Annotated in this window: 33 protein-coding genes and 2 pseudogenes; 18 read left to right on the top strand and 17 right to left on the bottom strand. The window is 46.5% G+C overall.

Features of this window, described 5'->3' with window-relative positions; translation table 11 throughout:
- Positions 1-62 precede the first annotated feature (62 nt).
- The gene (locus AC3FZD_RS02295; protein ID WP_488738580.1) at positions 63-569 is read left to right on the top strand and encodes a bifunctional nuclease family protein; all 507 of its coding nucleotides are present in this window, start codon (positions 63-65) and stop codon (positions 567-569) included.
- Positions 570-577: 8 nt separating this feature from the next.
- Positions 578-1,696, top strand: a complete 1,119-nt coding sequence (locus AC3FZD_RS02290) for an aldo/keto reductase (RefSeq protein ID WP_488738579.1) — start codon at positions 578-580, stop codon at positions 1,694-1,696.
- A gap of 96 nt (positions 1,697-1,792) precedes the next feature.
- Here the strand turns inward: AC3FZD_RS02290 and AC3FZD_RS02285 are convergent, their stop codons facing one another.
- From AC3FZD_RS02285 to AC3FZD_RS02275, 3 genes are all read right to left on the bottom strand, one after another.
- The gene (locus AC3FZD_RS02285) at positions 1,793-3,847 is read right to left on the bottom strand and encodes a cation:proton antiporter domain-containing protein (RefSeq protein WP_488738578.1); all 2,055 of its coding nucleotides are present in this window, start codon (positions 3,845-3,847) and stop codon (positions 1,793-1,795) included.
- A 153-nt stretch (positions 3,848-4,000) separates the two neighbouring features.
- On the bottom strand, positions 4,001-5,080 hold the full coding sequence (gene fba / locus AC3FZD_RS02280; protein WP_488738577.1) for a class II fructose-bisphosphate aldolase: 1,080 nt from the start codon (positions 5,078-5,080) through the stop codon (positions 4,001-4,003).
- A 133-nt stretch (positions 5,081-5,213) separates the two neighbouring features.
- Positions 5,214-5,654, bottom strand: a complete 441-nt coding sequence (locus AC3FZD_RS02275) for a hypothetical protein (RefSeq protein WP_488738576.1) — start codon at positions 5,652-5,654, stop codon at positions 5,214-5,216.
- Between the two features lie 308 nt (positions 5,655-5,962).
- Between AC3FZD_RS02275 and AC3FZD_RS02270 the strand changes: the two genes are divergently transcribed.
- The 11 genes and pseudogenes from AC3FZD_RS02270 to AC3FZD_RS02220 all read left to right on the top strand — a co-directional run bounded on the left by AC3FZD_RS02270 (position 5,963) and on the right by AC3FZD_RS02220 (position 12,588).
- Positions 5,963-6,586 carry a hypothetical protein gene (locus tag AC3FZD_RS02270; protein ID WP_488738575.1) on the top strand — a complete coding sequence of 208 codons (624 nt, stop codon included), beginning with the start codon at positions 5,963-5,965 and terminating at the stop codon, positions 6,584-6,586.
- Positions 6,587-6,655: 69 nt separating this feature from the next.
- Positions 6,656-7,381, top strand: a complete 726-nt coding sequence (locus tag AC3FZD_RS02265; RefSeq protein WP_488738574.1) for a hypothetical protein — start codon at positions 6,656-6,658, stop codon at positions 7,379-7,381.
- A gap of 15 nt (positions 7,382-7,396) precedes the next feature.
- The gene (locus AC3FZD_RS02260; RefSeq protein WP_488738573.1) at positions 7,397-8,482 is read left to right on the top strand and encodes an AAA family ATPase; all 1,086 of its coding nucleotides are present in this window, start codon (positions 7,397-7,399) and stop codon (positions 8,480-8,482) included.
- Between the two features lie 49 nt (positions 8,483-8,531).
- Entirely contained in the window at positions 8,532-9,152 is a 621-nt protein-coding gene (locus AC3FZD_RS02255; protein ID WP_488738572.1) for a Uma2 family endonuclease, read from the top strand.
- Positions 9,153-9,173: 21 nt separating this feature from the next.
- On the top strand, positions 9,174-10,451 hold the full coding sequence (locus AC3FZD_RS02250) for a DUF2201 family putative metallopeptidase (RefSeq protein WP_488738571.1): 1,278 nt from the start codon (positions 9,174-9,176) through the stop codon (positions 10,449-10,451).
- Positions 10,452-10,535: 84 nt separating this feature from the next.
- Positions 10,536-10,797 (top strand): annotated as a pseudogene (locus AC3FZD_RS02245) (BrnT family toxin).
- 2 nt (positions 10,798-10,799) lie between these two features.
- The gene (locus AC3FZD_RS02240; protein ID WP_488738570.1) at positions 10,800-11,042 is read left to right on the top strand and encodes a BrnA antitoxin family protein; all 243 of its coding nucleotides are present in this window, start codon (positions 10,800-10,802) and stop codon (positions 11,040-11,042) included.
- Positions 11,043-11,282: 240 nt separating this feature from the next.
- Positions 11,283-11,534, top strand: coding sequence for a ribbon-helix-helix domain-containing protein (locus AC3FZD_RS02235; RefSeq protein WP_488738569.1), 252 nt, complete (start codon positions 11,283-11,285; stop codon positions 11,532-11,534).
- A complete protein-coding gene (locus AC3FZD_RS02230; protein WP_488738568.1) occupies positions 11,534-11,827 on the top strand; it encodes a type II toxin-antitoxin system RelE/ParE family toxin in 294 nt (97 codons plus the stop codon). Before AC3FZD_RS02235 ends, AC3FZD_RS02230 begins: the two co-directional genes overlap by 1 nt.
- A 16-nt stretch (positions 11,828-11,843) precedes the next feature.
- Positions 11,844-11,969, top strand: a complete 126-nt coding sequence (locus AC3FZD_RS02225; RefSeq protein WP_488738567.1) for a hypothetical protein — start codon at positions 11,844-11,846, stop codon at positions 11,967-11,969.
- Between the two features lie 22 nt (positions 11,970-11,991).
- Entirely contained in the window at positions 11,992-12,588 is a 597-nt protein-coding gene (locus AC3FZD_RS02220; protein WP_488738566.1) for a Uma2 family endonuclease, read from the top strand.
- Between the two features lie 119 nt (positions 12,589-12,707).
- Here the strand turns inward: AC3FZD_RS02220 and hemJ are convergent, their stop codons facing one another.
- Positions 12,708-13,298 carry a protoporphyrinogen oxidase HemJ gene (gene hemJ / locus AC3FZD_RS02215; protein ID WP_488738565.1) on the bottom strand — a complete coding sequence of 197 codons (591 nt, stop codon included), beginning with the start codon at positions 13,296-13,298 and terminating at the stop codon, positions 12,708-12,710.
- A 216-nt stretch (positions 13,299-13,514) separates the two neighbouring features.
- Between hemJ and AC3FZD_RS02210 the strand changes: the two genes are divergently transcribed.
- Positions 13,515-14,081 carry a nucleoside monophosphate kinase gene (locus AC3FZD_RS02210; protein ID WP_488738564.1) on the top strand — a complete coding sequence of 189 codons (567 nt, stop codon included), beginning with the start codon at positions 13,515-13,517 and terminating at the stop codon, positions 14,079-14,081.
- A gap of 8 nt (positions 14,082-14,089) precedes the next feature.
- On the top strand, positions 14,090-14,806 hold the full coding sequence (rph, locus tag AC3FZD_RS02205; RefSeq protein ID WP_488738563.1) for a ribonuclease PH: 717 nt from the start codon (positions 14,090-14,092) through the stop codon (positions 14,804-14,806).
- 26 nt (positions 14,807-14,832) lie between these two features.
- Here the strand turns inward: rph and pyk are convergent, their stop codons facing one another.
- The gene (pyk, locus tag AC3FZD_RS02200) at positions 14,833-16,257 is read right to left on the bottom strand and encodes a pyruvate kinase (RefSeq protein ID WP_488738562.1); all 1,425 of its coding nucleotides are present in this window, start codon (positions 16,255-16,257) and stop codon (positions 14,833-14,835) included.
- Between the two features lie 195 nt (positions 16,258-16,452).
- On the opposite strand from pyk, the gene rdgB reads away from it, so the two are divergent.
- Entirely contained in the window at positions 16,453-17,028 is a 576-nt protein-coding gene (gene rdgB, locus AC3FZD_RS02195) for an RdgB/HAM1 family non-canonical purine NTP pyrophosphatase (RefSeq protein WP_488738561.1), read from the top strand.
- Positions 17,029-17,369: 341 nt separating this feature from the next.
- On the opposite strand, the gene AC3FZD_RS02190 is transcribed toward rdgB, so the two are convergent.
- Both AC3FZD_RS02190 and AC3FZD_RS02185 read right to left on the bottom strand, forming a co-directional pair.
- Positions 17,370-17,708, bottom strand: coding sequence for a P-II family nitrogen regulator (locus AC3FZD_RS02190; protein WP_488738560.1), 339 nt, complete (start codon positions 17,706-17,708; stop codon positions 17,370-17,372).
- Between the two features lie 102 nt (positions 17,709-17,810).
- Entirely contained in the window at positions 17,811-18,449 is a 639-nt protein-coding gene (locus AC3FZD_RS02185; protein WP_488738559.1) for a hypothetical protein, read from the bottom strand.
- A gap of 137 nt (positions 18,450-18,586) precedes the next feature.
- Between AC3FZD_RS02185 and AC3FZD_RS02180 the strand changes: the two genes are divergently transcribed.
- Complete coding sequence (locus tag AC3FZD_RS02180; protein WP_488738558.1) at positions 18,587-19,042, top strand: regulatory protein RecX; 456 nt, start codon at positions 18,587-18,589, stop codon at positions 19,040-19,042.
- Between the two features lie 98 nt (positions 19,043-19,140).
- Here AC3FZD_RS02180 and AC3FZD_RS02175 read toward each other — a convergent pair whose 3' ends face one another.
- Both AC3FZD_RS02175 and AC3FZD_RS02170 read right to left on the bottom strand, forming a co-directional pair.
- Entirely contained in the window at positions 19,141-19,512 is a 372-nt protein-coding gene (locus AC3FZD_RS02175; RefSeq protein WP_488738557.1) for a SpoIIAA family protein, read from the bottom strand.
- 122 nt (positions 19,513-19,634) lie between these two features.
- Complete coding sequence (locus AC3FZD_RS02170; RefSeq protein WP_488738556.1) at positions 19,635-21,185, bottom strand: NAD(P)H-quinone oxidoreductase subunit N; 1,551 nt, start codon at positions 21,183-21,185, stop codon at positions 19,635-19,637.
- A 153-nt stretch (positions 21,186-21,338) separates the two neighbouring features.
- Between AC3FZD_RS02170 and AC3FZD_RS02165 the strand changes: the two are divergent.
- Positions 21,339-21,776 (top strand): annotated as a pseudogene (locus AC3FZD_RS02165) (Uma2 family endonuclease); the annotation flags it as partial.
- A gap of 269 nt (positions 21,777-22,045) precedes the next feature.
- Here the strand turns inward: AC3FZD_RS02165 and AC3FZD_RS02160 are convergent.
- The 8 genes from AC3FZD_RS02160 to AC3FZD_RS02125 all read right to left on the bottom strand — a co-directional run bounded on the left by AC3FZD_RS02160 (position 22,046) and on the right by AC3FZD_RS02125 (position 26,313).
- Positions 22,046-22,651, bottom strand: a complete 606-nt coding sequence (locus tag AC3FZD_RS02160; protein WP_488738555.1) for a Uma2 family endonuclease — start codon at positions 22,649-22,651, stop codon at positions 22,046-22,048.
- On the bottom strand, positions 22,648-23,235 hold the full coding sequence (locus AC3FZD_RS02155) for a Uma2 family endonuclease (protein WP_488738554.1): 588 nt from the start codon (positions 23,233-23,235) through the stop codon (positions 22,648-22,650). Before AC3FZD_RS02155 ends, AC3FZD_RS02160 begins: the two co-directional genes overlap by 4 nt.
- A gap of 132 nt (positions 23,236-23,367) precedes the next feature.
- Positions 23,368-23,478, bottom strand: coding sequence for a cytochrome b6-f complex subunit V (gene petG, locus AC3FZD_RS02150; protein WP_283752269.1), 111 nt, complete (start codon positions 23,476-23,478; stop codon positions 23,368-23,370).
- Positions 23,479-23,531: 53 nt separating this feature from the next.
- Complete coding sequence (gene mltA, locus AC3FZD_RS02145) at positions 23,532-24,695, bottom strand: murein transglycosylase A (protein ID WP_488738553.1); 1,164 nt, start codon at positions 24,693-24,695, stop codon at positions 23,532-23,534.
- 8 nt (positions 24,696-24,703) lie between these two features.
- The gene (locus AC3FZD_RS02140; RefSeq protein WP_488738552.1) at positions 24,704-24,967 is read right to left on the bottom strand and encodes a hypothetical protein; all 264 of its coding nucleotides are present in this window, start codon (positions 24,965-24,967) and stop codon (positions 24,704-24,706) included.
- A 94-nt stretch (positions 24,968-25,061) separates the two neighbouring features.
- Positions 25,062-25,655, bottom strand: coding sequence for an imidazoleglycerol-phosphate dehydratase HisB (hisB, locus tag AC3FZD_RS02135; protein ID WP_488738551.1), 594 nt, complete (start codon positions 25,653-25,655; stop codon positions 25,062-25,064).
- A 77-nt stretch (positions 25,656-25,732) separates the two neighbouring features.
- Entirely contained in the window at positions 25,733-26,026 is a 294-nt protein-coding gene (locus AC3FZD_RS02130) for a type II toxin-antitoxin system RelE/ParE family toxin (protein ID WP_488738550.1), read from the bottom strand.
- Positions 26,023-26,313, bottom strand: a complete 291-nt coding sequence (locus AC3FZD_RS02125) for a type II toxin-antitoxin system ParD family antitoxin (protein ID WP_488738549.1) — start codon at positions 26,311-26,313, stop codon at positions 26,023-26,025. The genes AC3FZD_RS02130 and AC3FZD_RS02125 overlap by 4 nt, the downstream gene beginning before the upstream one ends.
- Positions 26,314-26,471 lie beyond the last annotated feature (158 nt).

The raw sequence follows: 26,471 nt of genomic DNA, 5'->3' as shown, positions 1-26,471 counted from the left end.
ACGAGCAACGCAGCCCAAAGATAAGCGTCCCTTGCCAGAGAGTGATCTAGAGGCTTTACCCGATGATTGAAATGAGAGTTGCTGGAATTGCATTAGATGCGGGCACACGCAGCCCCATTGTTCTGTTAAAGGATACGACCGATCGCCGCGCCTTGCCTATTTATATTGGCCAAGACCAAGCTAGGGCGATCATTAATGCTCTGGAGAGGCAAAAACCCCCTCGACCCCTGACCCATGATTTGATGGTCAATGTCCTAGAAACTTGGGAGATCTCCCTGGAGCGAGTGGTCATTCACGCGCTCCATGATAATACCTTTTATGCCCTATTGACGATGCGTCAAGGGGAAGTTGTTCATGAAATCGACGCTCGACCCTCAGATGCCATTGCCCTAGCCCTGCGTACAGGGACTTCCATTTGGGTGATGGAAGAGGTGATCGCCGATGCCTCTATACCTGTAGATCAAGAGGCTGATGAAGCCGAACAGGAAGCTTTCCGCGATTTTGTGTCCAGTTTGCGACCGGAGGATTTTGCCCAACGGGGTAAAGGACGCTCGGTTAATGGAGAGTAGGGGAGCGGGTGAAGTATCGGCGCTTTGGTAAAACCCATCTGGATTTATCCGTTTTTTCCCTCGGTACAATGCGACCATTGGGATCGGAGGAAGGGTTTGGCCAGATTGTTTTACAGGCAATCTCACGAGGAATTAATCATATTGAAACGGCTAGAGGGTACGGTGCAAGTGAGGTTTATTTAGGCAGATTTTTAAGTCAGATAGACCGGGAGTCTGTTTATTTAACGACTAAATTACCACCGACTCCCGATCCGAAAGTGATGGCAGGGTGGATTGATGAGTCTTTATCCCGTTTAAGGGTAAAACGTATCGATGGTTTGGCGTTCCATGGAATTAATACTTGGGAGCATCTGGAGTGGGTGCAAGGGGAGCAAGGATGTATGCAGGCGGTGCAGGAGGCGATCGCCGAGGGTAAGCTGGATCATGTAGGATTTTCCACCCATGGTTCCCTGGAGTTAATCCAAGCTACCCTAGAGACGGGTTTATTTGAGTTTGTTAATTTACATTATTATTGGTCATTCCAACGCCATGCTCCCCTGCTGGCGATCGCCCATCAATTAGATATGGGCGTTTTTATTATCTCTCCAGCCGATAAAGGAGGACGCTTATACACTCCCCCAACCCAACTCCAAGCCTTGTGCCAACCCTTTTCACCCCTAGAATTAACCTATCGGTTTTTACTGAGCGATCCGAGAATTACCACCCTCAGCATCGGCCCCGCTACGGTAGATGAGTTAGGGCCATTCCTAGAAATGGGCGATCTTCCCCTCACAGAAACCGAACAGCAAGTTTTATCCCATCTCGAAACCCACATGAGCGATACTTTGGGGCCAACCCAATGTCATCAATGCTATCAATGCCTGCCCTGTCCCCAAGACATTAACATCCCGGAAGTGTTACGCCTACGCAATTTAGCCCTAGCCTATAATATGGTCGAATATGGACAATATCGCTATGGCATGTTTGAAAATGCCGGTCATTGGTTTCCCGGAAGCAAAGCTTCCCGATGTACTGAATGTGGCCACTGCTTACCCCGATGCCCCACCCAGCTCAACATTCCTGAACTGCTCAGGGAAACCCACCAGTTACTCCAGGGAAAACCAGGGCGCAGACTCTGGGAAGAATAACACTCTGTTAAGTAGGGGCGAGCGGCCGCTCGCCCCTACAGTTCTAATACTGGGATCTACAGGACCTTTCCCCCACGGAAAGCGCAAAGCCCTGTATTACGGGTTGCAGAATAAGATCATCGAGCAGTCGAGTCCCTGAATAATTGGAGTTGCCCAATCATTGAGGATTAATCCTTTACCTGGATGGATATCTTTAGCATTGAGGATAATTAAGTCAAAGTTTTGGGCAGTCTCCAGGATAACCGTAGCTGGATGGGTATTAACGATCGCCTCAATCCTGATCTGATGGTGTTGCTCTTCAAAGGCAAATACTAGGTGTTGGCGCAACTGTAGCTCAAATTCTCCTTGCTTCTCTGGGGGAGTGCCAGCAGAAATCAAATATTTAAGGGTAACATTGCCTTGATTAGCTGTGGCAATGGACAGAGCAAAGGCAATTAATTTAAGGGTATGGGGTGAGATATCCCAGATAAAAACCAAAATGCGACTGAGCAGCTCAGGAGCGGCTAACAGTCGCATCACTGCTACAGGAGCGTGGCTTTTTTGAAACACTTGATCGATGATATTCCCTAACAACCGGGCTTGTAAGGTCGTAATATCGCCATATCCCATTAACACGAGATCGGCTTCCTGTTCTTTGGCAGCATGACAAATGCCTAAAGCAATATCAAGATCGATACGCATTAAGGGTTGGGTTTCTACCCCTAAGTTTAAGCTGTGTTGGGCTGCTTCTTGGAGGACAGAACGCTTTTGGGATAAGCTTTCTAGAAATCGAGGATCGTTGAGCGTGCTAGAGGTTTGGGCGATCGCCAAAGGCATCACACGCCCCCCTTGCTGTTGAACCAGTAAACCCGCCATCGCCATCAGATTCGGCTCTGTGGCAGGGTTATTGACCGGGACAACGATCGCCAGAGGATGATCGGTATAAAATCGATGAGGATCTTTCTGGAGATCCTTAGATGTGGCTCGATCTCCAGAAATCATTAACTGTTTAGCAAAGCGTTCCGTTAGCACCGGGCCTAGGATCGAAGTCACCAACATCAACACAATCACACTGTTAAAAACCGGTTCAGTGAGCAGTCCCACCTGAAATCCGACTAAGGCAGCAGCTAGGGTGGCCGCTACTTGCGGTAAAGAAAGAGACCACATGGTCAAGGTTTCGATCCAAGTGTAGTGATCGACGGCTTTAACAATCCAAGCCGCCATAAATTTACTACCGATTAAAGAACCCACGATCGCGATCACTAACATCGGTTCATTTCCTAAAGTGTAGAGAAAAGTCTGAATATCAATCAGTAATCCCATACAAACAAAAAAGAAGGGAATAAACAGCACTGCACCAACAAACTCTACCTTTTCCTTAACCGGGCCATGGCCGAGAACATCACTAACTGCCAGCCCAGCTAAAAATGCCCCCACAATATTTTCAATTTGAATAATTTGAGTCCCTACCGAAGCTAAAAACAGGGCAAGAAGCACAAATAAAAATTGATTGCCTTCTTCATTTCCGGTGCGTTGAAAGTATTCCCGACCCAGCCGATCTAAACCGATGAGAACAGCCGCCGCATAGATGGCTAGGGAAACCAGTTGTAGGATTAAACCCACCCATGAAAATTGTCCTTGATGAATCGAGACACAAACCGCTAAAACCAAAAGAGCGCTAACATCCGTGAAAATGGTCGCACCTACAGTAACGGCGATCGCCGGATTTCGCACCACACCAAATTGTTGGATCAGGGGATAAGCCAACAGGGTATGGGAAGCTAAGAGCGATCCGATCAATAAGGATGCATTTAAGCCAAACCCAAAGATTTGCCCTACCAAGGTTCCAGCAATAAGCGGGACTAAAAATGTAGTCAATCCAAACTTCAGCGACCGGTTTCGAGTTTGGCGAAAAGCCGCTCGATCGATCTCTAGGCCAGCAACAAACATCAAGTAGATTTTACCAATGTCCGATAGAAGTTTGACCGTTTCTGTCTCCGGGTTCAGCAATTGCAGACCATAGGGGCCAAGAATTACGCCAGCAAGGAGCAGTCCGACAAGTCCCGGCAGTTTCAGGCGCTCCACTAGGGGAGGAACAGTTAAGCTGGCAAACAGCAACAGGGTAAATGAGGCGATTGGGTTGGCGGCAACCCAGGTTGGAAGATGCTGCATAAATGGCTGAATCGATAATGACTTTAATTATTATGTATAGGAACAGAGCAAAATCTCATCCCAACCAAAAAAGGGATGAACCCGAAGATTCATCCCCATCAATAATATCAGTGAACAGTTAGGAACAAACGAAGAGCAAATACTCAAGAAAAATTAAACAGCAGCAACTTCTTTAGTGGTTGCGTCTAATTGACCTTTGCTATATTTAACCGCATAAACATCTAAGGTTTCTTGCTTGATCTTGCTGGCATTACCGGCAGTCCAGAACTGTTGATAACGATCCAAGCAAACTTTTTTCATGTACGTGATGGAAGGCTTCATGAAGTGGCGAGGATCGAAATTAGACGGATCTTTAGCCGCCGCTTCACGAATAGCCGCCGTAATCGCCAACCGGTTGTCGGTGTCGATATTAACTTTACGCACGCCACTCTTGATCCCTTTCTGAATTTCTTCCACGGGTACACCGTAGGTTTCAGGGATGCTACCACCGTATTGGTTGATGATGGCAATCAAATCTTCAGGTACAGAAGAAGAACCATGCATTACTAAGTGGGTGTTAGGCAGACGCTTGTGGATTTCTTCAATGCGACTAATCGCTAAGATTTCACCGGTAGGTTTGCGGGTGAATTTGTACGCACCATGGCTGGTTCCAATGGCAACCGCTAAAGCGTCTACTTGAGTTTGTTCTACAAATTGAACGGCTTCATCGGGATCGGTTAATAATTGATCGTGAGAGAGTTTTCCTTCAAACCCATGACCATCTTCTTTATCACCCATTCCGGTTTCTAGAGAACCTAAGCAACCGAGTTCCCCTTCAACACTCACGCCAATGGAGTGAGCCACTTTAACGACTTCAGCCGTAACGCTAACGTTGTACTCAAAGGTGGCGGGGGTTTTTGCATCGGCTTCTAAGGAACCATCCATCATCACGCTGGTGAAACCATAGCGCATCGCGGTATAGCAGGTGTCAGGAGCATTCCCATGGTCTTGGTGCATCGCAATGGGAATATGGGGATAGGTTTCCACTGCGGCTTGAATCAGGTGACGGAGGAAGTTCTCACCGGCATATTTTCTAGCGCCACGGGAAGCTTGCAGAATGACAGGGCTATCTGCTTCATGGGCAGCTTCCATGATCGCCAGGATTTGCTCCATGTTGTTTACGTTGTACGCTGGGATGCCGTAGTTGTTTTCGGCTGCGTGATCGAGCAGAAGTCGCATGGGTACGAGAGCCATACTATACTTGTCCTCCTAAGATGGTTATGGTTATCAGCAAGTTGTCTAATGACAAATCCAGTCTTGAGACAATATTAAGATATTTTTGGGATTTTAGGAAATTAAACCGGGATCTTGCTACGATTATGAGCTTTTATGCCGTGCGTCGTTCTCCTTCTCCATTAAAGAGGGCTAAAGTTTGACGGCAAAAGTGCTTTAATTTATTTTCCATGTCGGGGTTGGGTTGGGTTTCACCCTCAAAGCGCCAATTCTCTACCGTGGAGAATCGCCATTGTTGCCCTTTGTGGCTGTATCCAGTTACCTCAATGCCGATCGCCCGATGAGCGTTGTCTAGGCGATCGTGATGAAAGCGAATCTGAATCAGTACAGAACGACTTTGGAGCGATCGACTAAAACCGGGAAAATGAAAACCCAGATCGATAGAGTCCGGATCGACCCATTCTTGGGTATCCGGGTCATTCATCCAAGGCTTCATATCCACCCGCGCATCCGGAAACTGGGATTTAAGCAGGTTGATGACGGTGGCTATTTGGCTGGCGACTTCAAAGTTTTTTGCTTGTTCAGCAGCATTCACAGGCAATCCTCCTCAATCGTGATGATGATTATTCACTCATCCTCTCCAATTTTGTTGTATCCCTAGTTACGGTAAATCTACTCAAGGTTAAGGTTTTGTAAATATTTATTAAGTTGACACAATAATCAATTGAGCGATCGATGGGTATCAACCAACGATCTTATTCACGATATTCTTTACCATGCCAAACCCTTAAAACCAGAATCCTATCTTCCGCTTCTATGTATAAATATTGTAGCGTAAGAGTCTATACTAATGGATTAATGGGACAAACACCAGTTTAAGTGAAAAGCTGCGGGAGTAAAGCAATGGTGAAACCTTCAATTCTTGACCCTGCCGCAAGTTACAGCTTTAGCCAATATGCCACTCTGCCCTTTGACACCGCCGATATCCTAGCTGAATTCGGGGTGGCTTTTCAATCTGCTTCTCTCCAACTCCCAGAGCAGCGGCCCCTAGACCCCAACCCACTGATCCAGGAGTTGACAGAAAATTTAGCGTTAGTCGATCCCACCTCAGAAATTGCTCGTCGAGAATCACTGATTTTTCCGGTGCTGAAAACCGTATGCAAGTTTATCCAGTCGCCTCTCAAGATTGAGTATTCGATCCAAGTTAGCAACCAACTGAAGGGAAATTTAGATTATTTTATTCCCACACCTCAAAACTGTGTCATTATTGAGGCTAAAAATGCCGATCTGGGGAAAGGATTTACCCAACTGGCAGTAGAACTGATTGCCCTAGATCGGTGGATTGAGGCTCCTATAGACTATCTCTACGGAGCAGTTACGACAGGAGATACCTGGAAATTTGGTCTGTTCCATCGCCAGCAAAAGTTGATTCAAAAAGATATCAATACCTATGGTGTACCCAATGATTTGGCCAAGGTTCTGGCTATTCTGTTTGGCATTACGCTGCAAACACCGGGAACGATTTAATGGCCAGCGAAAGTCGCTTAGTGCGATCGCAATATTGCCGAATTTCAGCTAAAGAAGGTCGTTAAGATTATGTCCATCACATCACGGAGTATACAAAAGCTCCTCCGGGAGAATATATCAGGGAAGAACCCTCTCACCGTTGACCTCGAAAAGGCTAAAGAGGTGGCGGAAGACTTTTTGACGCGAGTTGAGCCTCTCGCTGGCGTAGAGCGGAATGATAATTGCTACTCTTATCGACGTTCCCAAGGGGGTTCAAACGCAGACCCAACCCCCAGCAATACCCTCTGTTGTTGTCTTCTGCTCGAACAATCCAAGGAGCGCTGGTATCGAAATCAGACCCATTTACATCTGTTCGTGAGTCCGGAGCAACAGCTCTGGGTAGAGTTAGGGTATCAGCGATCGCCCGCCCCCGTTTCTGATATTAGTGAGGTAGTGTCCCTGATCCAAGCCTTTATACAGCGCGTTGAGCAGCAACAAGCCCAAGCCGCCAAGCGCCAAAAACAGAAAGACTTGAAAGTGCAAGCCATTTTAGCTCAGGTGCGTAAAATTGCCAAAGAAGATAAATTTGACTTCGCTACCGAAGTCGATACGGTTAAGCTCAAGCTGATGATTCGTCTGTCTGACCAAGACTACTTTGCAATTTTGATTCCCTTTAACCAATTCAAGGAGGTGCTACCCAAATTGCGAACCGCAATTGGAGCTATCCGTGAAACTCACAGTACAGGAGTTCGCTTTACAACTCGTATTAAGCGGCGCTATGGCTGGTCTGGCTGGATTCGTCATGAGGATTTGTAGTAAAATTAATGAATAATGATTCGTATTGATGCCCACGAACTCTATCAAGTTCTAGAACTCACTCCACCGGAGCAAAATATCCTCCTGGTGGGCAAACATGGGATTGGCAAATCAGAAATGATTAGCCATTTCTATCGTCAGCGCCAGAACCTGCCCGTGATCCCCTTCTTTTTAGGTCAGATGAGCGATCCGGGGGACTTGATTGGCTTGTTGCATAAAGACGAGAAAACGGGGCGATCGGTGTTTTTACCCCCCTACTGGTGGCCCGAATCCGATCGCCCCGTGGTACTGTTCCTCGACGAGCTGAACCGTGCCCGTCCCGAAATTTTGCAGGCGGTTCAAGACCTCACCCTCAACAAAACCTTAGCCGGTAAAGCCTTACCCCCTGGCAGTATTGTCATTGCTGCGGTGAATGGGGGAGAAGAATATCAACTGACAGAGTTAGATCCGGCTCTGGTATCGCGGTTCAATGTCTATGAGTTTGCGCCGACGGTGGAAGATTGGCTGCTCTGGGCTGCTGACCGCGATATCGATTCGCGGGTGCTGACGTTTATCCAACAGCATCCAGAGTATCTCGATGGGGATAATCCGGATGCGGATGCGGCGATCGCCACTGCTGGACTGATCAAAACCCCCGATCGCCGCGCTTGGGTGAAAGTGGCGAATTTTGTGCGAGATCATACCAAGCTAGAAGATATTCACTTCAAACTGATTGCTGGTATGGTCGGAACTCGCGCCAGTATCGCCTTCCGCCAAAGCCTAGCGACCCAAAGGGGTCTGAGTCCGGAGCAACTCTTACTGCAATTTTCTAGGTATTCTAAGCAGCTTAAAGACCTGGAAATTCAGGATTTTGCTAGTTTAAATGAACGGGTCTTACTCTGGCTCAATGCCGGCCATTGTCCTGACCATAAAGCGGAGAATGCCCGCAAGAATCTGTTGAAATATCTCCAGTATCTCGCCAAAGCCAAACAACTCGAGGCGATCGCCCATTTTTCCTCCCTGGTTCAAAGTCCTAAGTTTAGCCAGTCCATGGGTTTTATCGCTGAATCGATGGAGCTGATTGACTTCTTATCGGAGTATTTGGAGGCGATCCAGATTTGAGCCAGAAAAGCCCTCTCTTGTCTTACTCTCTTGTACTGAATAACGAATTATGATTGCAACTCTAACGACACCAATATCATTCGATGAATTTGTGGACTGGTATCCAGAAAACGCGACCTGTAAGTATGAACTACGCAATGGAGCGATCGTCAAAATGCCTTTAGCAACTGGAGAACATTCTAACGTGATCGGTTTTATGGCGAGCGAACTGCATTTTGAGATTCGGCGATCGCAATACCCTTGTCTAATTCCTGGCGATTGCTTGCTGAAAGCGATCGATGACAAGTCCGGCTACCAACCTGATATTATTGTCCTCAATAAAGCCCAACTAGCCGAGGAACCCGGTTGGCAGAAAAAATCGGTGATTACCAAGGGAGATTCTGTGCGACTGGCGATCGAGGTGGTTAGTACAAACTGGCAAGATGACTATCTCCGGAAAGTTGGCGACTACGAACTGATAGGTATCCCCGAATACTGGATTGTAGATTATCTGGGTTTAGGCGGCCGCAGGTTTATCGGCGATCCCAAACAACCGACTCTCTCGGTTTATCAACTGGTGGATGGGGAATATCAGGTAAAGCTGTTTACTGGAAATGAGAGAATTGAGTCTTTGGCGTTCCCGGAATTGCAACTGAGCGCCGCCGATATTTTTGCCGCCAAAACGGTTTAAAATGCCGTAGGTTTAATTGATATGAAGATCGCCCGTCACCGTATGGCTCGGATTGTGGAAAAGTGGCTGCTGGTTGAGCCACTGTTGTTAGCTGTCTGGACAAGTCACGCTTTGGTGTCTGAGCCACGGATTCAAACGATTCGCGTGCAACGGGGACGAATTGAGTATAATCCTGAGTTTATCGCGCAATTGAGCGATCGCCACCTGGAAGCCACCCTGCGCTTTGAAGCCCTACGGATTCTGCTCAAACACCCCTACAGTCGCCGTCAAGCGCACTCGGCGACTAGCTATGCAGCCAGCAATTTAACCCTTCAGGAATACTTGCAAACCGAGCTACCCTTTCCTAGGGCGCGGGATGTTTTTGGCGACTCCAGCTCTGACAAACAATTCTTCGAGTTCTACTACCACAAACTGCTCGATCTCGTTCCCCCCTTGTTAAGGGAGATTGGGGGGGATCGACAGTCCCTCCGTCCCCAGGGGGAAGCCTCGGTTGCGTCTGGAGCAGGCATAGGGGACGTTGAAACTGCCCTCCCATCCGGCCCTTCTGACTCTTCAACCCCAGATCTCCTAGAAGTCTATACCGACGCAAACTTGAGCGGTGTTGAAAATACCACTCAGTGGGATCGAGATGAATTATTGAGCGATCGCCTGGACGATCTGGTGAGAATGACTCAAGCTAATGACAGTTGGGGCAGCATTGGGGGCAAGTTGCGGGAACATATCTTAGCGAATCTGCACCCCAAACTGGATTATCGGGCAGTTTTACGCAAGTTTCGCACCTCGATCCTCAGCCAACAGCGCAGGCTCACCCGGATGAAGCCCAATCGCCGCTATGGGTTTGCCTACATGGGCAGTCGCCGTGAATTTAGCACCCGTTTACTCTTTGCCATTGATGTGAGCGGCTCCATGGGGACAGAGGAGCTACGGCAGGGGTTTTCAGTGGTGAATCGCTTTTTTAATTATGGCGTTCCGGCGATCGATGTCATTCAATTTGATACTGAAATTACCACGGACGTGATGACCTTCCATCGCGCCAAGCGTGAGGTGCAATTAACGGGACGAGGCGGGACGAATTTTGACCCAGTTTTGCACTATCTCGATGAACATCGGGGTTATGATGGCCTAATTATTTACACCGATGGTTATGCTCCCTGCCCCCCACCGCCCCAGAATCGTAGCACACGCATTCTGTGGTTATTTGTGAGCGAGGCCCATTACCGCAGTTTTTATCCCAATCTAGAGCATTTGGGGCTGGGGGCTTATCTCAAATGTTCTGCTAGAGAGATGCTAGTCATCTGAAGTTTTATAATTCCTCTGAAAGTTGTAAATCCTGACAATTAAGGTAGTGGGTAAGGCCCACCCTACTCGAACAAATTTACCAAAATAATGTATCAATGGGACGAAGACAAAGCAGCAGCGAATCTTCGCAAACACAAGATCGACTTTGCTGACGCAGTATCCGTTTTCTCAGACGATCGCGCAATTACAATTCTAGACGAACGATTTGAAGAAGAACGGTTTGTTACGATGGGCTTAGATGCTTTTGGTCGAGTTTTAGTGGTTGTTTACACCATGCGAGGCAATTCGGCTAATTTCTGCCCGCCAAGCCACTCGCCACGAACAACGGCAATATTTGGAGGAATAGTTATGAAAGCAGAATATGATTTTAGTCACGGAAAAAGAGGCGCAATTACCCCAACTTTACCCGGTAAAACGCGCATCACACTTCAATTAGATGAAGATGTACTCGTTTGGTTTCAAGAACAAGTCCATTTGGCCGGAGGAGGAGATTATCACACTTTAATCAATGAAGCCCTACGCCAACATATCCAGCAACATCAGGAATCTTTAGTAAAGCAGTGCCGTGACACGACTAAAATAGGACAATAGAGTTTGTTTGCGCTTGCGATCGCTGATTGCGTAGGGTGCGTTAGTAGGGGAGCAATCTATCAATAATGTTGACTTGGTGCGATCGTAGGCATTTTGTGTGGCGATCGCTTGCTATACTCCCACTAAAGACAGATAGCATTTCCTTGCCCAATACTGGCGATCGCCCCTGTATTCTTTGCTATTCGCGTTGTTTGGGCTACAATTGAATGAGTAGTTCTAAGAAAACTAAGGCAAAGATCCATGAATCTCATATTCAAGCCAGAACAAGAACGTTTAATTAAAAAGCAAATCCAACAAGGGAATTTTAAAACCATTGATGAAGTAATTGATGAAGCACTACAATTATTAGAAGAAAAGCAAAAATTCCTCTCCAAACTCAAAAGCAAGATTGCAGAAGGAACAGAACAATTAAAACGCGGTGAAGGGATTGAAGGAGAAGTAGTTATTTCTCGTTTGCGAGAAAAAGGCAAAATCTTACGAGAGCAAGGCTAATGGGTCGTTATATTATTTCTCCGGAAGCCAGTTTGAATTTAGAGGAAATCTACAACTATCTGGCAAGTTTTGAGATCGATATAGCTGATCGTTTTTTAGATCGATTTGTCGAAAAATGCGAGCTAGTCTCAGGGTTTCCCAATATGGGTAAGCCCTATGAAAATTTAGCACCGAGATTGCGCGGTTTCTTGGTTGATGATTATATTGCTTTCTATTATCCTATGGATGATGGAATTGAAATTGTTTATGTATTCAGTGGATATCGTCAATTTGAGATATTTTTTTCAGATTAAGGAGAGGTACTATCCAATGATTAATCCTAAATCTGACATTCGATTTTGTGTGGCGATCGCTTGCTATACTTCCATCAAAGACAGTGCGATCGCTAATCTGTTCCGACAACGCAATCTATTGGCTAATTTATGTCATAATTAAAGTCTAGGATAACATTCTTGTTATGACTGCGACACCGATTCAATCTTTAACTCTCGAAGCATTCCTCAAACTTCCCTATATTGAGGAATCACCAGCATGGGAATACACGCCAACAGGAGAGTCTACCGGACAAGCAAGACAAAAATCAATGCCTCAAACTCAACACAGTCGATTACAATTCAAGCTGTGCGAAGCAATTAACCAAATTAGCGAAGGTCAAGAGATTGCTTGTGCTTTTCCCGAATTACGATGCACTTTTGGAGATCGCTCTCTCGTCCCCGATATTTCCGTATTGCGTTGGAATCGGATTCCCATGACACCAGAAGGCGATCTCATCAATAATTTTAATTCATTTCCCGATTGGACGATTGAAATTCTCTCACCCGACCAATCTTCTAACCGCGTTGCCGCTAATATTTTACATTGTTTAAAACAGGGGAGTGAATTGGGGTGGTTGCTCGATCCGCGCGATCGCTCTATTCTTGTTTTTCGACCCAAACAAGAACCCGTTATTTTTGCTCGAAGCGATCGCTTACCCGTCCTAGCCGGGATCGATCTCGAAATGAGTCCCACCCAAATATTTGATTGGTTAAAAATGAAGCAGATCGGAACCCACTAAAAGATTGAGGCGATCGCTTGCTATACTTCCACGAAAGACAGTCCATGGATCGCGATTCCCTATTCCCCGTAAAAATAAGTTATTTATCTCTACGGGGTTTCGCGTAATCTAAGATGATGTTAACCGGCTGATGAAGCCGAGGTTTGTTCTTGAATACGTTCCAACATTTTCTCCTTGTCTTGGCGGCGTTTCTTCGCATAAAGTTGAATCGCAGCTACCATGGAAACAACCAGTCCAAAAATTAGCCATGTTGTTAAATCTAAAGGTAAACTCCCTTTAAAGACAGCCAAAAGAACGATAACCACTAACAATACGGTTGGCCCTTCATTTAAAGCGCGAAATTGTTGACCCGTCCAGTTGCATTCACCAGCCGCTAACCGTTTCATTATTCGTCCACAATAGAAATGATAGGCGAGTAATACAGCAACGAGAGCCAGTTTAATATGCAGCCAACCCGATTTTAAAATTTCCGGTTCTGTAAAAATCAAACCAATGGCCATGGCTACGGTAACCACCATTCCGGGCATGGTAATAATATGATAGAGGCGCTTTTCCATAATTTCGTATTGCGCCTTGAGAATGGTTTGTGCGGGTTCATCTCGTTCTGAGGCTTCAGCATGGTAAACAAAGAGACGAACTAAATAAAATAACCCGGCAAACCAGACCACAACACCAATCAGGTGGAACGCTTTAAACCAAAAATAAGCCATAAAATGTTTTCGTATCGAGCAACTCATCAAGGCGAGTTTAAAATTTCTCTTGGGTCAAGAGTACGATCGCGTAACAAAAGTTAATATAGTCTGAGGGATTAGGGAGTGCGATCGCCTCAGTTCTTCTTTTGCCTACCCTAGCCACTTGAGAGCGCAAAGTGGCTCAGGTTATTTGCTACTCTGGTCTAAAACAACGAGTTGGGAAGGAGAGAAACCTTGAGATTGGTAATTTTGGGTGGGCCAGGTTCAGGAAAAAGCACGCAAGCGAGAAGTTTGTGCGATCGCCTTCAGATTCCCTTAATTTCCATGGGGGGGATTCTCAAAAAAGCGATCGCCTTACAAACCGAATTAGGATTACAATGTCAAACTTATGTAGAACGCGGGGAATTTGTCCCCGATCCGATTTTAATTACCTTTATCCGCGATCGCCTCCTCCAAGCCGATACCAGCAGTGGATGGCTCCTCGAAGGCTATCCTAGAACCGCTTTTCAAGCCGAAGAACTCGATTTCTTACTCGATGAACTCCACCAACACCTCAACTGGGCCATCTTCCTAGACAGCTCAGAATCAGTGATGATGGAAAGACGATTAACCATGGGCGAACCTGAAGATGTACCCCACTTCATCCAACGACGGATTGAACTCTTTCAAACCCGAACCGTCCCCATTCTGGATTATTATGACAAACGTCAGCGCCTAGTCACCGTCGATGGGAATCAATCCCAAGACCGAGTGCTGGCAGAGCTACAAACTCAACTGATAGTAAACTCCAGCGAAACTTAACCTCAATTATGGCTCTACCCCGTCCCGATGGTCGTCAACCCGATCAACTCCGTCCCATCCGCTTTGAGCGTGGTTTCACCAAATTTGCTTGGGGTTCTGTACTCACCAGTTTTGGCGATACTCAAGTCTTATGTACCGTCTCCGTACAAGAGAATGTACCCAAATTTCTAGAAGGTACGGGCAAAGGATGGCTCACCGCAGAATATCGAATGCTTCCTAATGCCACCCCCCAACGTCACCCCAGGGAAGTCTTAAAATTATCAGGGCGTACCCAGGAAATTCAACGGTTAATTGGGCGCAGTTTAAGAGCCTCTTTAGATTTAGAATTATTGGGCGAGCGCACCTTAACCGTTGATGCCGATGTACTGCAAGCCGATGCCGGAACTCGCACCGCCGCCATTACCGGGGGATATGTGGCGGTTGTCGATGCGATTAACCAATTATTAACACAAGGAAAATTAACCCAGTCTCCGTTACTTCATCGAGTCGCGGCTGTATCCGTAGGACTACTGGATAATGAACCCTATTTAGACCTGTGCTACGAAGAAGATGCGATCGCCCAAGTCGATTTTAATGTCGTCATGAACGATCGCCTAGAGGCGATCGAAGTCCAAGGAACCGCCGAACACGGCAGCTTTAACCGGCAGCAACTCAACCAGATGCTAGATCGGGCTGAAATCGGGATTCAGCAGCTCCTCACCGCTCAACAGCACGCCCTCTCCTAAGAGATTGAACCAGGATTAACGACTTATTACCCCTCAATCCGGTGAATCTTAATAAAATTAGTCCCCCGAATTTTCTGTACTGGAGAACCCCCTAAAATCAAAATTTTATCCCCTGGAGCCGCCCAACCTTTAGCCAGCAGGCAAGCGTTAATTTGCTCAATTAAATTCTCCAAAGAAGCTTCAGGATTCTGCAAGAGCATGGGTTTAACTCCCCAAACCAAATTTAAACGATGATAAACGCGATCGCGAGGAGTAAAAGCCACCACCGGCGCTTTCGGACGCTCCGCCGCCGCTAGAGTCGCCGTATAACCTGTCGTCGTAAAACAAGCAATACAACCGAGATCCAGAATCTTATCAATCGTATTCAGAGCCTCACTTAAGGCATGAGTTTCATCCCGTTCTGCTGGAGGATAATTCACAAATTGGGCATTCTCTTCCGTATCGCGGGCAATTTTCACCAACATTTCCACCGCCTTTACTGGATACTCACCCACCGCAGACTCTCCTGAAAGCATCACCGCATCCGTACCATCCATAATCGCATTCGCCACATCAGACACTTCCGCACGAGTTGGCCGGGGATTATGAATCATACTCTCTAACATTTGCGTCGCCGTAATCACCGGAATGCTCTTTTGATTGCATAACTGAATAATCTGCTTTTGCAACTTAGGCACGCGCTCCGGACTCATTTCTACCCCTAAATCCCCCCGCGCAACCATCAAACCATCGCATTCCTTAACAATCTCCTCTAAATTCTCTATCGCTTGAGGCTTCTCAATTTTCGCCATCACCTGAATATGATCCGCTTCATGTTCCTTGAGAAATTCTCTCAGAGTGATAATATCCTTAGCACTACGGACAAAACTTAGAGAGACCCAATCAATCCCCTGCTCTAACCCAAAGATTAGATCCTGTTTATCTTTCTGGGTCATCGAGGGTAAACGCAAGGTTAAAGAGGGTAAATTCACCCCTTTACGATTTTTCAGTATGCCTCCTTCTATCACCTTACATTCGACCTGTTGTCCCTTGATGGCCATAACCTTAAGCTCCAATAAGCCATCATCGAGCAAAACCTGAGATCCCGGTTCAGCTTCTTCAGCTAAAAAAGGATAATCAATCGGAATCGTTGACTCTTGGCCGTTATATTCAGGTTCAGGAACCAAGATAACCGATGCTCCCGGAATGAGTTCTAGCTGACCTTCCGGAAATCGTCCTACCCGAATTTTGGGCCCTTGCAAATCTTGCAATAAGGTCACCGGAATCTCTAATTCTTCAGAGACTTGTCGCAGTCGCAAGACCACTGTGGCATGATCTTCATAACTGCCATGGGAGAAATTGAGACGAGCAACTCTCATCCCTGCTTGGACTAATTGTCGCAAAATTTCTAACTTATTACTGGCAGGGCCGATAGTAGCGACGACTTTGGTTCGAGAGAGGCTTGAGTTCATAGAGTAATAAGGAATAGATAGGATAGTCAGTAAACTGCTTCCTAGGGTAGCAGCTTAAGATTAATCTCTCTTCAAGAAAGGTTAAGAGACTTATTCATGGCTCGACCCATGACCCAGGTGAATTAGAATAATGGGTTAGAAACAGTGAAAAGTCGCGCCCTTTCCCGTTTTTAGTTCCCTATCTATAATGGTTCCATGAAATCTTTGGTCGTCGCCACGGGTAACCCCGGTAAATTAGAAGAAATCAAAGCCTATTTTGTCGGTCTAGATATTGATTTTCTGCCCAAACCCCCAGAATTGGACGTTGAAGAAACGGGGGATACCTTCGTAGAAAATGCTTGCTTAAAGGCTTCAGAAGTGGCCAAAGCAACAGGAGAATGGGCGATCGCCGATGACTCTGGACTCGCCATTGATGCGCTCAACGGCGCTCCAGGTATTTATTCTGCCCGCTATGGTGATACCGATACCGAGCGCATCGAGCGAGTTCTCAAAGAATTAGGGGATGAAGAAAATCGTCGCGCTCACTTTGTTTGTGCGATCGCCCTAGCCAATCCCTCTGGAAACATCGCTCTCAGTAGCGAAGGCATTTGTCCGGGTGAAATTCTCCATGCTCCCAGGGGTAATGCCGGATTCGGCTACGATCCCATCTTCTATCTGCCCCAATATCAACGCACCTTTGCCGAATTTACCCCAGAGATGAAACATAGCCTTTCCCATCGAGGAGAAGCCTTTAAACTCTTTTTGCCCCAATTTCAACAACTGTGGCCCTAAGATACAGCGCTTCGCGCCCTCCGTGGGGGAATGGGGGAATGGGGGAGTGGGGGGAGTGAACAACAGACTCAATTTAGCTTTGGGCTATTCTGGCTATCGTTAAAAACCGCTATTTATGTACCGCATAGCAGAGGAAATTGCTATATCGGTTAAAAATTCAAAAATCGTTGTTCCCCTAAAAGACACTAGAAGCGCTCAGAGCCTTTTCCCTGAGCGCTAGAGTGGCAACTGTGAGTTAGAAGCCATTGGATGCCTCTTGTCCTGCCTTTCAACCGCCCTCAACAGAACATGAAGTAAATCAACCCCTAACCCATGATCGCCAGATCGCTGCGGTTGCGATCTTAGATTGCCTCTTGGTTAGACTCTCCGGTTCTAATGCGAACCACGGTTTCGACAGGAGAAATGAAGATTTTTCCATCTCCAATTTCACCAGTACGGGCGGCACTAATGATCTTATCGACCACCTTATCAACCTCCGTATCTTCAACAACCACTTCTAACTTGAGTTTTTGCAGAAACTCCACCGTGTATTCAGAGCCGCGATATCGCTCAGTTTGACCCTTCTGCCGTCCGAAACCCCGGACTTCAGAAACAGTCATTCCCACGATACCGGCATTGACCAAGGCAATTTTAACTTCATCCAGTTTGAACGGACGGATAATTGCTTCAATTTTCTTCAAGGTTTTAACTCCTTCAGGGTTTGTAAATCAAATAGACTGGACTAGGACTGCATTTTACTATCACCCCTTGGCGATAGAATTTTGTTACAGACTTTACGAAATTTACTTTGGATTGCCTTGTTGAATCAAGGGGCGAACAATCAGAAAGCTGGCTGTTCCTGCCATAGCCGCAATAATAAAGATGGCGATCGCCAGGCCAACGCCATTGAGGTCAGAAGAGCGTTCTGGGGCGCTAGGATAGGGATAGGGGCGTTGTTGCTCCTCACTAAATAACGGTAAATCTTCTGGATTGGGAGGTAAATCAACCGGGCGATTGCTCTCTTCTGGTTCCGGTTGCAGTGGAGGATTTAAATCCACTCGCGACTCTGGCTTAAATTGGGGTTCTGGCGTTACCCCCTCCTTGGGAACTGGGCGAGGTGGTGAAAGGGGCACAACCGGTATACTACTTGGCTCATAGGCATGGGCAATCTGTTGTAGGCGTACCACTGAACGCACCAACTGCTCAATTTCTCCCCGTAACTGTTGATTTTGTTGAATCAGTTGTTGATTCTGTTGTTTCAGACTCTCCAGTATGACTTGCTTTTCTTTCACCTCACTGGCTAAGTCCCGATACACTGAAATCGGTACAGATGGCGAATACTGCTGAGAAGCCGCTTGGCTATCGGATCGGCTCTTCTCTGGGTCGGTTTCATAAGGCTTGGCCGGTTTTCGGGGAGGAGGTGTATAAGGTAAAGAAGTCATAAGCTTTTACCGAAGATCGTATTTGTTATTAGAGCAATAATCGGTCGGATTCGTCAAGAACTGAGTCTTAAAATGAAGTCCGGAAAAAATTCCCTGCGATCTTCATCCATCATTCCTTTCTCTAGGGTTCACCAACTATGACTTGTCAGACTTATTTTAATCTTCTCCTTTCCCGCCGGGATTATAGCGTTAAAGAACTAGAAAAGAAGGGCCAAGAAAAGGGATTTCCCTTTGAGGAAATTACGGAGGCGATCGCCCACTTGCAAAGCTTAGGCTATCAATCGGATCGTCGATTAGCCAACACCTTGATTGAAAGTGGCAAAGGTAAATATGGTAAATCCGCCATTCGTCGCAAATGCTTAAGCAAAGGGATTACCCCAGAAATCTTTGAACAAGCCTGGAATGAACAACCCGAACTCCCAGATGACTTAGCCGAAACCCAAGACTTGCAAGCTAAAGTGGCACGTAAATATAAAATTACCAATTGGGCTAACCTCGATCCTCAAACCCAAGGCAAGGTTTATCGCTATCTGCAATATCGTGGATTTAATGCTAGTGAAGTATTAGAGTATTGGCGAACGAGTCATGAGTAATTAGCCCTCACCCTGTCCCCCCATGCATGTTATACTAGATTCCAGAATAAAGGTTTGAGAGTCCTGGGGGTAACCATCCTTGGGGCTTTTTTTTACCCTCACTCAGATCCTTTTCCTTGAATCCACAGACGGGCTTGTTCTTGTTCTGACCAAGTAAAACAAGCCACTTCTAAAGCAGGAAACAAGCGACGAGCCAAAGGGAGCAAAGCCTTAATCCACTGAGCATCGCAAACTACAGCTTTTCGATCAAAGTCCTGAAAGTGATTAAAGCCAATTTTCAAATCTTCCAGCAGCGCATCTGGAGTAATCCATCCCAACTGTTTCACTTCCACATAGGCTTGTAAATGGGGAGAGTGTTGCAGTTTCTCCTCAATAGCTTGACTAATTTTATCAATATCCTCGCGCTTAATTTTTCCCTCAATACTCAGAGCAATCACTGAAGGACAATCCAAAGACATTAGGGTAATCATCAGCCGGTTCCTCCCCTGCTGGCTATCTCCTTTCAGTCTAGCAAGTTTCACCAGATCCTGAAAAACCGCCTAACTCCAGGGCTAGGCGGTTCAACTCACGCTCAATGGACTAGGGTAAAGTCCTAATCGGCAATCTCTAACTGGGCAATGGATTCAACCGCAGGGGTAGAAGCTTGCAACAGGGGAGTATTGATGACGGCATCATTGGCTAAAGTAAACAAGGGATTGGAGAAAATGCCCCCCAGGGAAGTCACTAACAGGGAGATAATTAGACCCACTTGCAGAGGGCGCAAGCCGGGAATATTCCATTGAATGGGGGGATAGTTTTCTACAGATTCCGACATTTCATGGGGTTCTTTAACCACCATCATTTTGACGACGCGGATATAGTAGTAAATGGAAATGACGCTGGTAATTAATCCGAGTAAAACCAGGCTATATAAACCGGCTTGCCAACCGGCCCAGAAGAGATAGATTTTACCAAAGAAACCGACCAGGGGAGGAATGCCACCGAGGGATAGGAGGCAAAGACTTAATCCGAGGGTGAGTAGGGGATCTTTTTGGTATAAACCGGCATATTCACTAATTTGGTCGGTTCCGGTGCGGAGGGAGAAGAGGATCACGCAGGTGAAGCCGCCGAGGTTCATGAATAGGTACACCAGGAGATAGAAAATCATGCTGGCATATCCGGCTTCAGTGCCAGCGAGGAACCCAATCATGACGAAACCCGCTTGAGCGATGGAGGAGTATGCCAAGAGCCGTTTCATACTGGTTTGGGCGAGGGCAACCACGTTTCCTAGGATGAGGCTGAAGATGGCAAGAGCGGTAAAGACAAAGTGCCATTGTTCGGAGACGGAGGGGAAAGCGGTGACGAGTAGGCGAATGGCGAGGGCAAATCCGGCGGCTTTGGAGCCGACGGAGAGAAAGGCAACGACGGGGGTAGGGGAGCCTTCATAAACATCGGGTGTCCATTGGTGGAAGGGGACAGCGGAGATTTTGAAGGCGATACCGGCGATGATGAAGACGAGGGAGATGACGAGACCAATTGCCGGACTTTGTGGATTTTGCATAAAGCTTTTGGCGATTTCCCCAAGTTGGGTTTCTCCACCGGATAAGCCATAGAGTAAGGAACTGCCATAGAGGAATACGGCTGAACTTGAGGCTCCAATTAACAGATATTTTAGGGCCGCTTCATTGGAGCGGGGGTCGCGTTTCATATATCCCGTCAGTAAATAGGAGGAGATACTGAGGGTTTCTAGGGAGACAAAGATCATCACTAATTCATCTGCTCCGGAGAGGAACATTCCTCCAATGGTGGCGGTGAGCAGAATCATGAGAAATTCGCCTAAAGCGGTTCCGGTTTCTCGGACGTAGGTGATGGACATGAGGATGGTGAGCGCCGCAGAGAGGGCGATCACGCCTCGAAAGACCATACTGAGGGCATCACTGTTAAATCCGCCAAAGAAGGCGATGGGGTTGGGGTTATCCCATTGTAGAACTAGAGCTATAACGGAGGCTAACAATCCGGCGATCGCAATATAGGGTGTCCAGTTTGAGGCGTTGCGTCCACCGATTAGGTCTGTAATCAGCACGACCAGTAAGGTTAGAATAACGATTCCCTCTGGTATTATGACTCCAGCATTAAGCTGGGCAGCAAGGTTGGTAACATCCATAGGTTATTTTGAGTTGAGCTATGCATCTGGCGACGTAACATTTTCGCATTATATAGCGATCGCGCTTCCCACCATAGGTTTATTGAGTTTAGAGCTTCTTTTAGCGCTACCATAAAAAGATTATTCTTAGTCGATTTCTCGTTATGGTACAGAATCTGTGCTGAAACCTTAACTCTGGAGCAGTTTCTGCAACAACCGGAAACTCGACCGATTCGCGAATATATGGATGGGGTGATTCTGGAAAAACCCATGCCTCAAGGAAAACAGAGTACGATTCAAACGGAGTTGGCGACAGCGATTAATACTGCTCTGAAACTGCCCAAAATTGCGCGAGCGTGGTCAGAATTGCGCTGTACTTTTGGTGGTAAATCCATTGTGCCGGATATATCGGTGGTGGTTTGGGAGCGTATTCCTCGCGATGTGGACGGGAAAATTGCCAATAGCTTTGAAATTGCTCCAGATTGGGCGATCGAAATTGTTTCTCCAGAACAAGGACAAACGGCGATCGTCAAAAAAATTCTGTGCTGCTTAGACTATGGAACACAAATGGGTTGGTTAATCGATCCGCAGGAAGAAACGATACAGCAGTTTTCGCTGCTATGCGGTACATTTCGATCCCCCTAAATCCCCCTTAAAAAGGGGGACTTTTACTGCCCCCCTTTTTAAGGGGGGGTTGGGGGGATCTTTTCCGACTGTACCTCATTACCGCGCGAAGCGCTGTATTTACTTACGCTCCCCATCAGCAACCCCAATGCTACGATGAACCGGGACAAGTCATTGCAGTTCCTTCATTTGCGTCCCCATTCCAGTTAACTATCGCTCAATTGTTTGCTTGGTTAATGGACTAAATGGCGGTTATTTCATCGAGGTAAAACATCGTCTAATCGCAACTGTAAATCGGGCAATAAAGGAGAAAAAATCGCTTCTCCTAATCGATATTGCTGTTGATTATAGTCCTCTCCATCCAATTGACACACCGTAAATGTGGGTTGCTTCGGTTTACCAATAAATGCCGTTCCCCCTAATCCCCGAAAATCCACAATCCAATATTCAGGAATTCCTAATAGTGCATATTCTTCCACTTTACGAGCATAGTCATTTTCCCAGTTAGAACTGACCACTTCTACCACCAACTTAATCGATCGACCCAAGGTAATTATGGGTTCTCTTTGCCATAGGGGTTCGCGATCTAATCGGGTTTCATCTAACACGAGAATATCCGGACGACGAGCTGTAGCGATATCGGCAAAGGGTTGAATTAAGCAGGTTCGAGGAATGAACCAGGGATGTTGAGCATTAGTAATAGCTATCCCAATTTTAACAGCTAGTTTACCACTGACCGTTTCATGGGGGCCAGTCGGTTCCATATCGATTAATTCTCCATCGGCTAATTCATAGCGAAAGTCATCACCATAGTCAGCGATGAATTGCTCAACGGTTAGGAGTTTAGTCGGAGTGTAAGTCATAATTTCGCGGCTAAAATTTGACTGGCGGTTAACTGAAGTTGTGGGAATGTGGAAGAATTGACCCATTGTTCGCCTTGAAATTCAGTTAGATTATACAATCCATGATCTAATTGACCAATGATTACTTTTTGTTCAATAGGATCGACAATCCAATATTCAGGGATATTGAGGACGCTATATTCAGATTGTTTAGAGCGATAGTCATCCATTTTTGTGGAGGGACTGACAACTTCAACAACTAACAATGGAGGCGGTTCATTGAGGTTAATCACGGCTTCTCTTTCTGCCATTTCTTCCCATTGGCTTTGAGATAAGAGGGTAATGTCAGGAATGCGGCAAGTATCCCAACGCCCCCCGCGAGGAGAGCGAACGGCAACTAAACCTGGTAGGACGGTTAAGGGTTGTTTGAATGTGGCTAAATTCTGCTCAAATTGCAGCAGTAAAAAACGAATAATCGCTCCATGTTTTCCCGTTCCTAAACTCATGGGTATTAACTCTCCATTAACCAGTTCATAGCGGGTATCTGTGCCATCGTGATAGACCAAATATTCTTCAAAGCTTAGTTTTTGGGTCGTCAGAGCCATATCAATGAACAATTAACAATGAACAATTAACAATGAACAATTAACAATGAACAATTAACAATGGGCTTGGGTTAGGGGTAGGTTGGGTGAGCGGGTTGCCTTCTCCAACCTACTGATTGCTCCTAGGGAGATCTAACCGAGTTGATTGCCTCGTTTGTACTGGAGATAAGCAGCTACAAACAAACCAGCGAGGGTAATGGGAATTAAGCCGAGTACGATACCAGAAACTAGGGGTTCTACCATGGGTTTAGGTTCTCCTTTTGAATCAGTGTGATGATAACGGTGTGCTTTCTATCCTATCGCTTCAGGAGCAGGTAATAAAGCTCTCCGTTGGAGTTGGTTAACCCAGCCCGATCGCCTGCTTCGCTTCCTGTGCCCATAAATACATCGACTCGTCCCGCTCCTTTGATGGCGCTTCCGGTATCTTGATCGAGGACAAACCGACTGACTAAAGTGGGTTCGAGCTGTCCGAGTGCATTGGGTTCGGGGAGGGGAGCATGAATGAGAGCCAGAGCGCCTGGGGGCATGATTGATTTATCGGTGGCAATGGAGCGTCCCGCAGTGACAGGGACGCTTAAATTTCCAGTTGCGGGTTGTCCCTGGGTTTCCTTAAAAAAGACAAAACTTTGATTGCGGGGTAAATATTCGTTCATCTGTTCGGGGAACTGATGGAAATAGTCGATCAGTTTGGGTAAGGTTAAGGACTCTAGGGAAAAGATGCCTGCGTTGACCAACTCTTTGCCAATGCTGGTATAGGGATGATCGGTTTTTCCCGCATATCCGATGGTCATCACTTGGCCATTGGGAAGTTGGATCTGGGCAGAACCTTGGACATGGACGAGAAAGGCTTCTAGGCGATCTCTGAGCCAGACAATTTCGGTTCCTCTCAGGGGACTTTGCCATCCTAGCCCATCTTCTCCTTCGAGTTCCTCACGGGTGGGATGGGGTTTGTCCCAGTCTTGGAAGTCTGCGGGACGAGCATAGAGGGGATAGCGATATTCGGCGGTTTGGGTGCGACTTCCGGCGTAGGTGGGTTCAAAATAGCCGGTAAATCCGACGGTTCCTTGGCCATCGTTGCCGACGGACTGATACCCGGTAAATTCGCGCTGTACAGCTCTTTGGAGTTCGGCTGCGCTGCGGGAAGATACTAGGATCTGGCGAAAGCGAATTAATGAGCGACGGACGCGATCGCGGGTGATTTCTGGATGATTTAATTTTGTGTAATCTTCGATCGCCTTGGGAGTTTGCAAATACTGCAAACTATAATCAATGGCCCTTAAGAGCGATCGTTTATCTCCAGAAGGGCCAAATAGGCGATCGTCCCAACCCAGATCCCCCTCCAATGTCTGGGTGACTTCTAGGGCATTTGTTGCAGGAGAGGGTAAGGGAATCTGCCCCCAAACTGGAGGCATTCCAGCGAGTCCGACCGTTAAAATGAGGGAGGAGAGGAGGGCTTTCATCGAGAGTCTTAATCATCCATAGGAGTTCGATCTATACTGCTGGTATACACCGGTTCCACCCGGATAGCCAGGATACTCATTGGACGAATGACCATATATTCCCCTTCTACGGTTTTCATCGGTACGCTTACAAAGTCATCGCTATCCTTTTTCTGTACCACTTCAGCCGCGTACCACTTCTGAAAGTCTTTAATAGTCGGAAAGCGTACTACTTCTCGGTGTCCACCATTCATGAGTAAATGGACGGCATATTCATCTGGAGTTCTAGCCATGATTGTAGGATTTCAAAATAACTCACCAGACACTATTATGAGATGCGATCGCACCAAAATGACGATTCGGTAATCGGTAATGGGTCGTCTTCAACTACAATACGCCCTTAGAGCTAGGAATGCTACTGGTGCGACGAGGATCGATTTCTAGGGCCATTCTCATAGCGCGGGCAAAGGCTTTGAAGGTGGCTTCAATAAGATGATGGGAGTTAATACCATCGAGTTGACGGATATGGAGGGTCATCTGGGAATGGTTGACCACAGCAACGAAGAACTCCCGTACCAGTTGGGTGTCATAGGTTCCGACTCGTTCTGTGGGAAGGATTAAACCATAGCTGAGATGGGGCCGTCCAGAAAAGTCGAGGGCCACCTGAACAAGGGCTTCATCGAGAGGGGCGATAAAATGGCCGAAGCGGACAATCCCTTTGCGATCGCCTAATGCTTTGGCTAAGGCTTGACCGAGGGTAATGCCCACATCTTCATTGGTATGATGGTCATCAATGTGCCAATCTCCCTCAGCTTCTACTTCTAGGTCAATCAGTCCATGGGATGAAATTTGATGCAGCATATGGTCAAGAAAGGGGATTCCGGTTTTGGCACTGCATTTACCCTGACCATCCAAATTTAACGATACGGTAACATCGGTTTCCCCGGTTACTCGATGAACTGAAGCCGTGCGATCGCTCATTGCTATCGTTCTCTAAATTTCTGTCTACATGGGTCAATGATACCGTTTTTTGGGCTAGATAAAGCAAATTACCTTTTCTATTCTTCCCAAACATTCTGAAAATTACGATAACCACTAATCACACGCACAATCTCAATTTCATTCTCAATTACCTGATAAAAGATGATATACCCCATCAATGGAGTTCCTCGTAATCCAGCCATTAAATGATCGTAAGAACGTCCTGAGTAAGGAAATTTCACTAATTGCTGACATTTGCGATGAAACCCTTCAACAAAGTTGTCTCCTGCATCTACGCTCTTTTCTAAAAAGTAATTAGAAATTTCTTCCAAATCTCGACTTGCTCCAACAGTAATCTTCAGATGAATCATCGATCGCGCTCTCTAGCTGATAATACCTTCTGCCTCAGTTGTGAAATTACAGTTTCTCCATCTAAGAGTTCCCCGCGTTTCGATTGCTCTAACCCTTCTGCCAGCTTTTGTCGAGTTTGTTCGAGCCATTGCCAATATTGCGGATCGTCCTCTGGTTGATCTAATGAAACTTCATCAACTAGAAGCATGAAAGCCCTGTTAAGTGCTTCTTCTAAGGAAGCATACTGTCCTTGCTCAACTAACAACGTTAACAGTTGGGTTTGTTCTTTGCTTAGGGTAATAGGCATGATTGTTAAATAGGAGAGATCGCCGAATTCTTTATTTTTTCGATTTTAGCTTTAAAACTCCTAGAGGCGATCGCTATCAAACTGTATAACCCTTTCTCCATGGGTAAGTTGGGTTCGTTGGCAAGCAAGCGCAGCGAACTCAACTTACCCATAACCAT

This window comes from Roseofilum sp. KMC-1 (assembly GCF_057802075.1).
This window is presented reverse-complemented; position numbering and strand designations above follow the sequence as displayed.

Excerpts from the sequence above, each read along its gene's own strand:
- AC3FZD_RS02250 (WP_488738571.1), top strand. The coding sequence starts at position 9,174 with ATGAAGATCGCCCGTCACCGTATGGCTCGGATTGTGGAAAAGTGGCTG.
- rdgB (WP_488738561.1), top strand. The coding sequence starts at position 16,453 with ATGAAATCTTTGGTCGTCGCCACGGGTAACCCCGGTAAATTAGAAGAA.
- AC3FZD_RS02270 (WP_488738575.1), top strand. The coding sequence starts at position 5,963 with ATGGTGAAACCTTCAATTCTTGACCCTGCCGCAAGTTACAGCTTTAGC.
- AC3FZD_RS02255 (WP_488738572.1), top strand. The coding sequence starts at position 8,532 with ATGATTGCAACTCTAACGACACCAATATCATTCGATGAATTTGTGGAC.
- AC3FZD_RS02225 (WP_488738567.1), top strand. The coding sequence starts at position 11,844 with ATGATTAATCCTAAATCTGACATTCGATTTTGTGTGGCGATCGCTTGC.
- hemJ (WP_488738565.1), bottom strand. The coding sequence starts at position 13,298 with ATGGCTTATTTTTGGTTTAAAGCGTTCCACCTGATTGGTGTTGTGGTC.
- AC3FZD_RS02285 (WP_488738578.1), bottom strand. The coding sequence starts at position 3,847 with ATGCAGCATCTTCCAACCTGGGTTGCCGCCAACCCAATCGCCTCATTT.
- mltA (WP_488738553.1), bottom strand. The coding sequence starts at position 24,695 with ATGAAAGCCCTCCTCTCCTCCCTCATTTTAACGGTCGGACTCGCTGGA.
- AC3FZD_RS02265 (WP_488738574.1), top strand. The coding sequence starts at position 6,656 with ATGTCCATCACATCACGGAGTATACAAAAGCTCCTCCGGGAGAATATA.
- AC3FZD_RS02175 (WP_488738557.1), bottom strand. The coding sequence starts at position 19,512 with ATGATTACCCTAATGTCTTTGGATTGTCCTTCAGTGATTGCTCTGAGT.
- AC3FZD_RS02235 (WP_488738569.1), top strand. The coding sequence starts at position 11,283 with ATGAATCTCATATTCAAGCCAGAACAAGAACGTTTAATTAAAAAGCAA.
- AC3FZD_RS02130 (WP_488738550.1), bottom strand. The coding sequence starts at position 26,026 with ATGATTCATCTGAAGATTACTGTTGGAGCAAGTCGAGATTTGGAAGAA.
- AC3FZD_RS02125 (WP_488738549.1), bottom strand. The coding sequence starts at position 26,313 with ATGCCTATTACCCTAAGCAAAGAACAAACCCAACTGTTAACGTTGTTA.
- AC3FZD_RS02230 (WP_488738568.1), top strand. The coding sequence starts at position 11,534 with ATGGGTCGTTATATTATTTCTCCGGAAGCCAGTTTGAATTTAGAGGAA.
- fba (WP_488738577.1), bottom strand. The coding sequence starts at position 5,080 with ATGGCTCTCGTACCCATGCGACTTCTGCTCGATCACGCAGCCGAAAAC.
- petG (WP_283752269.1), bottom strand. The coding sequence starts at position 23,478 with ATGGTAGAACCCCTAGTTTCTGGTATCGTACTCGGCTTAATTCCCATT.
- AC3FZD_RS02180 (WP_488738558.1), top strand. The coding sequence starts at position 18,587 with ATGACTTGTCAGACTTATTTTAATCTTCTCCTTTCCCGCCGGGATTAT.
- AC3FZD_RS02185 (WP_488738559.1), bottom strand. The coding sequence starts at position 18,449 with ATGACTTCTTTACCTTATACACCTCCTCCCCGAAAACCGGCCAAGCCT.
- rph (WP_488738563.1), top strand. The coding sequence starts at position 14,090 with ATGGCTCTACCCCGTCCCGATGGTCGTCAACCCGATCAACTCCGTCCC.
- hisB (WP_488738551.1), bottom strand. The coding sequence starts at position 25,655 with ATGAGCGATCGCACGGCTTCAGTTCATCGAGTAACCGGGGAAACCGAT.
- pyk (WP_488738562.1), bottom strand. The coding sequence starts at position 16,257 with ATGAACTCAAGCCTCTCTCGAACCAAAGTCGTCGCTACTATCGGCCCT.
- AC3FZD_RS02160 (WP_488738555.1), bottom strand. The coding sequence starts at position 22,651 with ATGACTTACACTCCGACTAAACTCCTAACCGTTGAGCAATTCATCGCT.
- AC3FZD_RS02260 (WP_488738573.1), top strand. The coding sequence starts at position 7,397 with ATGATTCGTATTGATGCCCACGAACTCTATCAAGTTCTAGAACTCACT.
- AC3FZD_RS02140 (WP_488738552.1), bottom strand. The coding sequence starts at position 24,967 with ATGGCTAGAACTCCAGATGAATATGCCGTCCATTTACTCATGAATGGT.
- AC3FZD_RS02170 (WP_488738556.1), bottom strand. The coding sequence starts at position 21,185 with ATGGATGTTACCAACCTTGCTGCCCAGCTTAATGCTGGAGTCATAATA.
- AC3FZD_RS02295 (WP_488738580.1), top strand. The coding sequence starts at position 63 with ATGATTGAAATGAGAGTTGCTGGAATTGCATTAGATGCGGGCACACGC.
- AC3FZD_RS02220 (WP_488738566.1), top strand. The coding sequence starts at position 11,992 with ATGACTGCGACACCGATTCAATCTTTAACTCTCGAAGCATTCCTCAAA.
- AC3FZD_RS02240 (WP_488738570.1), top strand. The coding sequence starts at position 10,800 with ATGAAAGCAGAATATGATTTTAGTCACGGAAAAAGAGGCGCAATTACC.
- AC3FZD_RS02155 (WP_488738554.1), bottom strand. The coding sequence starts at position 23,235 with ATGGCTCTGACGACCCAAAAACTAAGCTTTGAAGAATATTTGGTCTAT.